The organism is Nitrosomonas sp. (assembly GCF_019752415.1).
In the GTDB taxonomy this organism is placed as follows: Bacteria; Pseudomonadota; Gammaproteobacteria; order Burkholderiales; family Nitrosomonadaceae; genus Nitrosomonas.
On record NZ_JAIEME010000085.1, the window covers coordinates 1 to 10,893 of the forward strand.

At 43.8% G+C, this 10,893-nt stretch carries 8 protein-coding genes; 1 reads left to right on the top strand and 7 read right to left on the bottom strand.

Going from position 1 to position 10,893, the window contains the following annotated elements; translation table 11 throughout:
* Window positions 1-304: 304 nt before the first annotated feature.
* The 7 genes from motD to flhB form a co-directional block, all read right to left on the bottom strand.
* On the bottom strand, window positions 305-1,099 hold the full coding sequence (motD, locus tag K2P83_RS12400; RefSeq protein WP_292929633.1) for a flagellar motor protein MotD: 795 nt from the start codon (window positions 1,097-1,099) through the stop codon (window positions 305-307).
* 50 nt (window positions 1,100-1,149) lie between these two features.
* Window positions 1,150-1,890, bottom strand: a complete 741-nt coding sequence (locus tag K2P83_RS12405; protein ID WP_363279599.1) for a flagellar motor protein — start codon at window positions 1,888-1,890, stop codon at window positions 1,150-1,152.
* A 60-nt stretch (window positions 1,891-1,950) separates the two neighbouring features.
* Window positions 1,951-2,667 carry an RNA polymerase sigma factor FliA gene (locus tag K2P83_RS12410; protein ID WP_292929637.1) on the bottom strand — a complete coding sequence of 239 codons (717 nt, stop codon included), beginning with the start codon at window positions 2,665-2,667 and terminating at the stop codon, window positions 1,951-1,953.
* A gap of 6 nt (window positions 2,668-2,673) precedes the next feature.
* The gene (locus K2P83_RS12415; RefSeq protein ID WP_292929639.1) at window positions 2,674-3,570 is read right to left on the bottom strand and encodes an AAA family ATPase; all 897 of its coding nucleotides are present in this window, start codon (window positions 3,568-3,570) and stop codon (window positions 2,674-2,676) included.
* Complete coding sequence (gene flhF / locus K2P83_RS12420) at window positions 3,563-4,852, bottom strand: flagellar biosynthesis protein FlhF (RefSeq protein ID WP_292929641.1); 1,290 nt, start codon at window positions 4,850-4,852, stop codon at window positions 3,563-3,565. The genes K2P83_RS12415 and flhF overlap by 8 nt, the downstream gene beginning before the upstream one ends.
* Window positions 4,849-6,930 carry a flagellar biosynthesis protein FlhA gene (flhA, locus tag K2P83_RS12425; RefSeq protein WP_292929643.1) on the bottom strand — a complete coding sequence of 694 codons (2,082 nt, stop codon included), beginning with the start codon at window positions 6,928-6,930 and terminating at the stop codon, window positions 4,849-4,851. The genes flhF and flhA overlap by 4 nt, the downstream gene beginning before the upstream one ends.
* Window positions 6,931-6,991: 61 nt before the next feature.
* The gene (flhB, locus tag K2P83_RS12430; protein ID WP_292929645.1) at window positions 6,992-8,134 is read right to left on the bottom strand and encodes a flagellar biosynthesis protein FlhB; all 1,143 of its coding nucleotides are present in this window, start codon (window positions 8,132-8,134) and stop codon (window positions 6,992-6,994) included.
* 184 nt (window positions 8,135-8,318) lie between these two features.
* On the opposite strand from flhB, the gene K2P83_RS12435 reads away from it, so the two are divergent.
* The gene (locus tag K2P83_RS12435; protein WP_292929647.1) at window positions 8,319-10,742 is read left to right on the top strand and encodes a penicillin acylase family protein; all 2,424 of its coding nucleotides are present in this window, start codon (window positions 8,319-8,321) and stop codon (window positions 10,740-10,742) included.
* Window positions 10,743-10,893: the final 151 nt, after the last annotated feature.

Consider the following 10,893-nt stretch of genomic DNA (forward strand, 5'->3'; position numbering starts at 1 on the left):
GATACGTGAAATTACCTGGTCAATTTTCAACCGGTACAATCAGGCTTTTCTGGTCAATTTCCGACCGGCGTCAACAAAAGATAGCAACTAAACATGCAAAAACCATAGTACAGCCAATCTTACCGCTATCAGACGTATTGATTTAATCCTGATAAATAAAGAAGAAATACAAGAGTCGGTGTAAAAATAAAACGATTAGAGTCTGGTTGGGATAATGATTATTTGCTCCACATTATAGGAATAATTTAAACTCGATTACCTTGGTTATCTTTATGTTTCAATTAATAATACTTCATATTTCATGTTAATACTCAACAATTGGAATTTCAGTTACTTTATCAGGATCAGTTGACATAATCATAACCGTTACCCGGCGATTTCGTTTTCTACCTTCAGGTGTTTCATTAGTTTCTATTGGCCTATTTTCGCCATAGCCTAATGCTGTAAGACGATGCGCTTCAACGCCATTTTCTGTGAATAACCTGATCACACTACTTGCACGTGCAGAAGATAATTCCCAATTTGATGGAAAATTTTCTGTCTGGATGGGTAAATTATCCGTATGCCCTTCGACATGAATCTCATGCTCGTGTCCCTTGATAACGTGGGCTACTGCTTGTAATGTCAAGCTTGAATTGTCTGCAAGTTTAGCTTGCCCTGGTGAAAAAAGGACACTAGCATTGATTTCAACAGTTATCCCTAAAGAACTTTGTGTTACTCGTACCTGCCCATCCTTTACTAAGGGTTCCAACGCATGAAGAATATTTTTTGCCATACTTTTCATTTTTTCTTGCTTCTTCGTTTTCTGAGAACTTAGATTATCGATTAGTTTGATTGAGTCTGTTTGATTTGATTGCTGGATACTGATAGGAGAAAAGTCTGTAGCTTGTGGCGGGGCCAGATTGGATGAATTATCGTTTTTAAAAGCACTGACCAATGAAGAACTCAAAACACGATACTTACCCTCGTTAACCGATGAAACTGCATACATTACAATAAAAAAAGCAAATAACAGCGTAATGAAATCAGCATATGAAACAAGCCAACGTTCATGATTATCTGCATGCTCTTCATTTTCCTGCTTTCTTTTCTTTAACATGAACTAACTATTCAAAAAATCATTTGATAACTGGATATTGCAGGCGCAATTTAAACAAAATAACCTTTCAAACGGTTTTCAATTAGCCGGGGATTTTCACCATTGGCGATGGCAACAAACCCATCAACCAGTATTTCTTGCATAACCACATGCTCATTAATAATACTTTTTAACTTATTTGCTATTGGCAAAAAAATCAAATTGGCTAAACCAACACCGTATATTGTTGCGACAAAGGCGACGGCAATACCACTCCCCAGAAGCTCAGGATCGGATAAATTCTCCATAACATGAATCAATCCCAGCACAGCACCTAATATACCGATTGTCGGTGCATAACCACCCGCCGCTTCCCAGATCCGGGCAGATTGACGTTGGTGCGCTTCAAAAGCCAATATATCAATCTCCAGAACTTCACGTAATTTCTCCGGCGTACTCCCATCAGCCAGCAGCTGCAGTCCTTTCTTTGTCAAAGGATCCTTTACAATCGGCACATGCGTTTCAAGTGCCAACAATCCTTCTTTGCGTGATATATGAGCCCAATTGATAATCTGTTTAATTAAAGTTTGTGGAGAATTAATTGGCGGAAAAAATACCCACACACTCATTCTGATGCCGTTGAGAAAAACTTTTACTGGGCTTTGTAGCAAAACTGCTCCAACCGTACCGCCCATGACAATCAAAAAAGCCGCGACTTGCAGTAAGGAACCAACATGACCGCCTTCGAGAATCTGCCCGCCAATGATTGCAATAAAAGCTAACAGAATCCCTATTACACTATTTAAATCCATCTTTGATTTTTTATTCATCACAGAATCCATTTAACGGCACTGGATAATTCCCATGACATCTCAAAGATTTCTTAAACGGCTGCGTAAACGTGCGACAGCTTGCGTATGCAGCTGACAAACCCTGGATTCACTCACACCAAGCACTTCACCAATTTCCCTTAAATTCATTTCTTGTTCGTAATGCATCCCCATTACCTGTTTTTCCCGGGGAGGAAGATTATTAATCGCTGTAATCAGCTGATTCCGGAAATTCTCATCCAACAGTACATTTAACGGGTCGCCTTCAGAATCAATAAATAAGCGATCCAAAAATGGCTCTTCATCATCCTGCTGAAAATCTTCATAATAAATTAATTGAGCACCCCGCGCACTTTGCAAAGTCTCATGGTATTCATCAAGAGACATATCCAACTCCTTAGCCAGATCTTGTTCGCTAGGTGCACAACCTTGACGCTGCTCTAACAAATTAACAGCAGCCTCAATACGCCGCATTTTCTTGCGTATGCTGCGCGGCAACCAATCTGCTTCGCGAAGTTCATCTAAGATGGAGCCGCGTATGCGCTGTGCCGCATAACTCTCAAATTGCCGGCCATACGAACCTTCATAGCGATTGATTGCATCAAGCAAACCCATCATCCCTGCTTGAATAAGGTCATCAACTTGCACACTCGCTGGCAATCGAGTCATCATGTGATAAGCGATGCGTTTTACCAATGGCGTAAATTCAGTAATAAACTGTGCTTTATCAATTGCTTTAGTTCCTGTCTCAGTATACATAGTTAATTACACCATAAAATTTGCCATGCTAAGATGGCTTGTCCGAATCAATCGCTGCATGAAATTATCGACTCCTCCGTTGTATTTATCTGGGCATGAAGAGCGCAAAACATTCCTAGCTAGCTGTTCAAAACATAGCGCGGCTTGTGAAGCCGGGAATGCTTCAAGAACTGGCCTGCATAATTGCGTTGAATTACGTAATTTTTCATCACTTTGGATATAACCAATATATTCCAGAGTTACTGACAGATATTGACGCGCTACTTTGTATAAATTCTGATAAATAGACAGTGATTCTGTTTCTGAATCAACTTTATTCACAAGAATAAGGAAATGCTGTTTGCTATACTCCTGGCTCATGATTTTAATCAACACATACGCTCCCGTAAGGGATGCGGCTGAGCCAGAAATCACGATCATGACTTGTTCTGAAGCTAGACTTAAAGGTAGGACATGGGTTGTGCCCGTCATTGCGGTATCAATCAGCACAATATCAACAGATTCGGTAAGCTCCGCAAAACTCTTAACGAGCCAATCCTGCTCAAGTGGATTCAGCTTGTTTAATGCATGAATGCCGCGCATGGCTGATAATATGACGACATTTTCCGGGCCTTGTAAAAGCACTTGATCCAACCTCTTATCTTTATGGATCACGTGAAGTAAATCAAAGCGCCCCTGCAGACCTAAATTTGTGCAGATACTGTTATGACAAGGATTCTCATCAATCAATAGCACACGTTGACCATTTTGGGCTAATGCAGAGGCAAGATTCACCACAACGCTGGTTTTTCCGATCCGTGCTGTTCCGCCTGCAATTGTTATAACACGCGCTGAATTAGGTGCCTGAAATAATGTCAGATTGCGTAACCCTGCAGCTTGATCCTGTAGAATCAATCTAGTCATAGGTAAACCCTGCCAATGACTTTTCCTCTGCCTGTGATGGCGTTCCACCATTCTTGGTTGCCATAATTAAAGCGAATTCTGCATCCCGCAATGTAAAAGCAGAATCGCCCGGAATCGATCCAAAAACACGGTGCAACAGATAGCGCGGATTAGCTGCGTGAATATCTTCTGGGACCTTTTGTCCATTTGCGACATAATGCAGCGCTAATTTTCTGCGTATAACAACATCCAAAACCACACCTAAACTAGCAGCTTCATCGATTTTTGTAATGATACAACCGTAAATACCGTTCTTCTGGTGAGCAGAAATCACTTCATCCAGTGTTTTTCCATTCGATGCAGCGCTTAAAATGAGCAAGCGTTTTACATCTGCGCCACAATTACTCAGCATCGCAATCTGCTCCGCAACCATATGATCACGCTGACTCATACCCACCGTATCGATCAACACCATATGTTTGTTTTTCAGCTCCGACAAGGTTAATTGCAAATCTTCGGTATCTTTGATATTACGAACAGGAATACCCAATAATTGCCCATAGATTCTGAGCTGTTCATGTCCACCAATGCGATAACTATCGGTAGTCAGTAACGCGACTTTGTCTGCACCATGCCGGATTACACATCGCGCTGCCAGTTTTGCAGTAGTCGTGGTTTTGCCAACACCAGTGGGACCGATTAATGCAAAAACACCACCTTTCTCGATGATGTCATCATTGGCAACTGTACGCAGATTAAAAGCCAACGCAGATATTGCTTGCTTTAGGCTTTGTTTATAATCAAGTTCTACAGGTAGCCTATCGACTAATCGGCGTGATAATAGCGGGCTAAACCCTGTATCCAGCAAGGTGCGTAACAGTTTTATTTTTTCTGGCCTACGCTGTGCAAAGTTTCCCCATGCGACAGAAGCTAGCTGATCTTCCAATGTATTTTTCATCGCCTGTATCTCAGCAATAATGTCGCGGGCGAATGATTCGGACACCACATCATTCGATGCTTTCTGGGCATTTACTGATTCACTTGCTAAAGACAATAGCGTTGAATAGGAACTAGTTCCACTCGGCTCTTTATGTTGCCCGTAGTGAGCTTTATCATGCGACGGCAAAGTTGCTGGCGTCTGGGTATGCATCAGGTCTGACATCTCAGAATCCGCCAATGCCATGATCTCAACACCATCCCTGGTCTTCCTGTTCGATAAAATGACGGCATCAACTCCAAGCTCTTCTTTAACCTGACGTAATGCTTCTCGTGATGTGGAAGCGATATAGCGTTTTACTTTCATTTGTTACCTCCAACAAGGGAAGTGATTTTGATTTTTCGTGAATCCGGAATTTCTGAATGAGAAAGCACTCTTAACTGAGGTAATGCGCGGCGTAAAAATTTCGCCAGTAAGAAACGGATAGCCCCTGGCACCAGTAGTACAATAGGTAGTCCAAGTTTTTCTTGTTGTAGTGCAGCGCTACGAGCTTCTTTTAACAGCGTGTCGGCAAGTCCAGGCTCAATCCCTGTGCCTTGAACACCGCCAGACTGCATCACTTGAAGAAGTATATTTTCCAATTCATGATGTAAGCTCATCACTTGCACCTCTGCTCCAGCGGGGAAAAACTGATCCACGATTGCCCGACCCAAAGCCGATCTTATAATCGCAGTTAATTCAATCGCATCTTGTATCTGTGCTGCATGTTCAGTCAGCACATCGATGATGGTACGCATATCCCGGATATGCACACTTTCTTCCAGTAAATTGTGCAAAACTTTCTGCACAGTCGATAGCGGCAATAATTTCGGAACCAGATCTTCAATAAGCTTCGGAAATTGCACACTAAGATGATCAAGGAGTTTCTGCAATTCCTGCCTGCCCAGTAATTCGGCAGCATGCGAGTGAATCAAATGGTTGATATGCGTAGTTACGACAGTACTGGTATCAACAACAGTGTAACCATTGATTTGTGCTTGTTCACGCAAAGTAGCTTCAATCCATACAGCGGGCAGCCCAAATGCCGGATCACTGGTCACCGTACCTGGTAACTGCATAGTGACGCGCCCAGGATTAATCGCTAAATACATACCGGAATAAGATTCGCCCTGGCCAATTACCGAGCCTTTTAGTGTGATGCGATAGGCATTTGGCCGCAACTCCAAGTTATCCCGGATGTGTATCACGGGTGGTAAAAAGCCGATTTCCTGCGCAAATTTTCTACGTATGCCATTTATTCTTTTTAATAAATCCCCTTGTTGCGCTTTGTCTACCAGAGGAATCAATCGATAGCCAACTTCTAGGCCCAGCGTATCAATGGGCGTCACATCATCCCAGCTTGCATCTACTTTTTCTATGATAGGTATTTCTGGCGCATTTGACGCGATGATTGGAGTAACTGTGTTTTTTATCTTTAAATAAGCTATCGCGCCTAAAATAGAAGCAATAAACAAGAATACAAAATTTGGCATACCAGGCACTAATCCCATAATGCCCATAATGCAAGCCGTTATCACTAATACTTGCGGTTGATTAAATAATTGACTTAAGACTTGCTCTCCCAAATCTTCATCGGTGGTCACACGACTCACAACCAAACCTGCTGCTGTTGAAATAATCAGCGCAGGAATTTGTCCAACCAAACCATCACCGATGGTCAACATCGTATATTGCTTTGCTGCTGCACCTAATTCCAAATCATGCTGAAGAACACCGACAAGCAATCCACCTATGATGGTAATGAGCATAATCAATATGCCCGCGATGGCATCACCCCGCACAAACTTGCTGGCACCATCCATCGATCCATAAAAGTCAGCTTCTTGAGAAATATCAGATCGACGCTTGCGAGCCTCATCTTCGCCAATCAATCCTGCATTCAAATCGGCGTCAATAGCCATTTGCTTACCCGGCATCGCATCAAGTGTAAAGCGCGCACTGACTTCCGCGATACGTCCGGCACCTTTGGTAATCACCACGAAATTGATAATGACCAGAATAATAAATACAATTATCCCAACGGTATAATTTCCCCCAACCAGAAAATGCCCGAAAGCTTCGATCACTTTGCCGGCTGCATCAGGTCCCGTATGCCCCTCCAGCAATACCACCCGAGTTGAAGCGATATTGAGCGATAACCTTAATAAAGTTGTGATCAAAAGTATTGTAGGGAATACTGCAAAATCAAGCGGATTCTTGGTGTAAAGACTCACCATAAGTACAATAATGGATATTGCAATATTGAAGGTAAATAGAAAATCCAGTATGAATGGCGGCAATGGCAACACCATCATAGCCAGAATCATAATAATCAGTATCGGACCGGCAAGGGTCTTGAGATTATTGATGTCTGTTAAGGATGACAATGTGGCCGCGTTATTCATAGTATGTGTAATAAAAACCTTTAATAAATCTGCTTAAAATAAAAAACCATGCTGGAATCTTTTAAACCGCCTGCTGTGCCGGATCGAGTTCAGCAGGTACCAGAACATCAACTGGTGGCTTAGGTGCCGCCCCGCCATATTCGTTATAACGTCTTAACTGAAAGACATAGGCCAATACTTCAGCAACTGCGGTATAGAGTTTTTCCGGTATTTCACTTTCCAATTCCGCGTGATGATACAAAGCCCGTGCAAGTGGCGGTGCTTCGAGAATAGGTATGCGATGCGCTTCGGCAACCTCACGAATTCGTGCAGCCAGTAAATGCACGCCTTTGGCAACCACTTTGGGTGCCCTCATGCTGTTACTCTGATAACGAAGCGCCACGGCATAATGCGTCGGATTAGTCACTATCACATCCGCTTTAGGGATCTCAGACATCATGCGGCGACGAGCAGCTTCACGTTGTAAGCCACGAATACGGGCTTTAACAAACGGATCGCCTTCGCTATCTTTATTCTCTTTGCGAATTTCTTCCTTAGTCATCCGCAGTTGTTTCGCATGCTCCCAGATTTTGTATGGCACATCGATCACGACAACCAGCATCATGGCGCCAACGATCAATAGAAAACTCATCGCCAGAAAATCACCAGTACGGCTGATGCCTAAATGGACCGGTACGGCCAACAGTGCCATCACAGCCTCTTTATTGTGCCAAATGACCAGTGCCGCAACACCGCCAATCACAATCGTTTTGAGGATAGCTTTCACCAGCTCGACCAAGCTGTTCACGGAAAAAATCCGGCCCAAACCTTTAAAGGGATTAATACGATCAAATTTAGGCATAAGTGCCTTGGTGCTGAACATCCAACCGCTTAATAACATCGGAGCAAAAAAAGCCACAACCAGAAGCAAAAATAATATGGGTGCTATCGATATCAAACCTTCAAAAGCAAGTTCATACAAACGATTAAGCATGAGGTCTGTTTGAAACGCCAAATCACGTTCCATTTGCATGCCTGCTTTCATAATCCTCATGAGCTTATCCATCATGTCAGCACCCATGAACAATAACCCAGCAGCGGCTACCAGCATTACGGAAAATGTGGTAAGTTCCAGAGAACGTGCGACTTGGCCTTCCTCTCGCGCTTTTTCCAAGCGCTTCGGCGTGGCTTCTTCGGTCTTTTCTAAATCACTGTCTTCAGCCATGACAAGCTCCAAAATTCTACAAATGAATTATCATTGCGAATGCCCAAATTCAATATAAGGAATAAAGAAGTAATCATCCCCCTTATTGCTGAAGCAGCAGTAATAGCTTTATATTTCACAAGCTATCAGAGAGTTACTGAAAAACCACACAGATTGATATTTTTAGTCCGAAACACACTCATGATTGCGTTTTAAAGATTTCTCGATTACCTTTGCGGCTATGCAGATTACTTTACGTTTCACTCGTTACTTTCTGATGACAAGTCTGTTCATCGCTTGCATATTAATCGTTATAGCAACTTTGTTACTACGAGGCAGCTTGCCTCAATATGACGGGACAACAGCGCTTCCTGGATTATCCGCTCCTGTATTTGTCGACAGAGATGAGCTAGGCAGTGTCACCATAACCGGTGGAAATAGATTGGATCTGACGATGGCTATGGGCTACATTCATGCCCAAGAACGATTCTTTGAAATGGATTTAATGCGCAGGCAAGCTGCGGGTGAACTGTCTGAATTATTTGGTACCGCCGCACTCACACATGATCGCAAGGCACGTCCATTTCGCATGCGTGCACGCGCGGCAGCAGTATTGAATCAACTTCCAGTGGAACAACGGCAATTACTCGATGCTTACCAGCTTGGTGTTAACAAAGGCATCTCTACACTAACCGTACGCCCGTTCCCTTACTTACTGGCACAAACTCAACCTATCGCATGGCGGAATGAAGACAGCATTCTGGTGATATATGCCATGTTCTTCACCCTAAATGAGTCAAATATTTATCGTGAATTGAAACTATCCAGCATGCGCGCATCACTATCCGATCCAGTTTATCAATTTCTGACAACGCACTCAGGGAGTTGGGATGCACCACTCATCGATGAACCTTCTGTATTGCCGGAACTTCCGTCAGTAACGGACATTAATCTGCAAGACTTGGATGAGCATTTATTCAAAGACGATCACTTAAGCACTGAGCAGACACCAGGCAGTAATAGTTTTGCGGTTTCCGGCACATTAGCCGGTGGATCTGCCATGGTAGCCAACGATATGCATTTGACATTACGCGTACCTAATTTATGGTTCCGGTCACGGCTTATTTATCCTTCCGATGCATCTCCAGGCCAGCTTCATGACATTACCGGCATCAGCCTACCAGGTGTGCCATCCATTATTATCGGCTCAAACCGCCATATTGCGTGGAGTTTTACCAATAGTTACGGTGATTTTTCCGATTGGGTGCGGATAAATTTCGATGAAAACGATAAAACACGCTATCTTGGTTCAGCAGGTTGGAAGCCAATCAATATGATTCAAGAGATAATTTATGTCCGTAATGCTCCGGCAAAAATACTCAATATTTCTGAAACCGAATGGGGGCCAATCATGGCAAAAGATCATGATAAAACCCCATTGGCGCTTGTCTGGACGGCACTTAAGCCCGAAGCAATTAATCTTAAATTAATTGAACTGGAGCAAGTAAACACCGCCGAGCAAGCGGTAAAAATTGCTCAACTAACCGGCATCCCGGTACAAAATTTTATTGTCGGCGATCGCAGTGGCAATATCAGTTGGACGCTTGCCGGGCGCATTCCTGCCCGATCCGGCAACTATGATCCGCAGTTGCCTGCTGATTGGACTAACCCTAATACCGGCTGGGATGGCTGGCTAAATCCAGAGCAATACCCGCTGATTACTAATCCCGCTTCGCATCGGCTATGGTCAGCCAATTCGCGCACCGTTTCCGGCAATCAGTTAGAACTTATAGGCAATGGCGGTTACGATCTAGGCGCGAGGGCAACGCAAATTCGCGACAGTTTATTTGCGCGCGAGCAATTCACTATTGAAGACCTACTAGCAATCCAATTGGACCATCGCGCACTATTATTATCGAAGTGGTATCAATTGCTGACAACAACACTGGATTCAGCTGACAACGCTCTGCCATGGGTTTCTGATATGGAAAAAGCATTAAAAGACTGGGACGAACAAGCATCCTCAAATTCTATTGCCTATCTGGCAGTACGCGCATATCGCTATGAGGTTATGAAGACTATCCTTGATGGGTTTGCTGCACACGTCAGACAAAATGATGCTGCATTTAAGTTGCCTCGACTCAGTCAGGCGGAGTCGATTACATGGCAATTGATCGAACAGCGGCCCCAGCATCTGCTTCCAGCAACCTATAAAAACTGGGAAGAGCTACTCTATCTTTCTGCCCAGAGAATCGCAGCGCAAATGCAACAGGATGGCAGCATTACTGAACGGAACTGGGGCGAAGTGAATGCAGCACGTATCCGGCACCCACTCAGTCAGAAACTTCCCGAATGGATTGCAAGATGGCTTGATATGCCAAGAGATCCGCTACCCGGCGATCACAATATGCCGCGTGTCCAAACTCCTGATTTTGGCGCTTCACAACGTTCGGTAGTCGCCCCCGGTAAAGAAGAGCAAGGCTATCTGGATATGCCGGGTGGGCAAAGCGGGCACCCGCTTTCTCCCTATTATGGTAGTGGACATGCGAATTGGGTGAACGGAAAACCTACGCCTTTTCTTCCCGGAAAGCCTGAGAAGCAGATGAGATTTGTTCCAACGGATTCATAACTAAGTTGCTTCCTGGTTCGAGAGACAGGCATAATAAATTGGAAGGTAATATGGGAGCAAGCTATGTGCAATCACTGGCACCGTTCTTGTTTCAGCCGGGCACTAAAAATATACGCACTGAGCAAAGAGAGTTTATTAAGGCTCTGTAGCA

What these genes read in the sequence shown, in the direction of transcription:
- motD (WP_292929633.1), bottom strand. Translation starts at nt 1,099, where the DNA reads ATGTTAAAGAAAAGAAAGCAGGAAAATGAAGAGCATGCAGATAATCAT.
- K2P83_RS12405 (WP_363279599.1), bottom strand. Translation starts at nt 1,890, where the DNA reads ATGGATTTAAATAGTGTAATAGGGATTCTGTTAGCTTTTATTGCAATC.
- K2P83_RS12410 (WP_292929637.1), bottom strand. Translation starts at nt 2,667, where the DNA reads ATGTATACTGAGACAGGAACTAAAGCAATTGATAAAGCACAGTTTATT.
- K2P83_RS12415 (WP_292929639.1), bottom strand. Translation starts at nt 3,570, where the DNA reads ATGACTAGATTGATTCTACAGGATCAAGCTGCAGGGTTACGCAATCTG.
- flhF (WP_292929641.1), bottom strand. Translation starts at nt 4,852, where the DNA reads ATGAAAGTAAAACGCTATATCGCTTCCACATCACGAGAAGCATTACGT.
- flhA (WP_292929643.1), bottom strand. Translation starts at nt 6,930, where the DNA reads ATGAATAACGCGGCCACATTGTCATCCTTAACAGACATCAATAATCTC.
- flhB (WP_292929645.1), bottom strand. Translation starts at nt 8,134, where the DNA reads ATGGCTGAAGACAGTGATTTAGAAAAGACCGAAGAAGCCACGCCGAAG.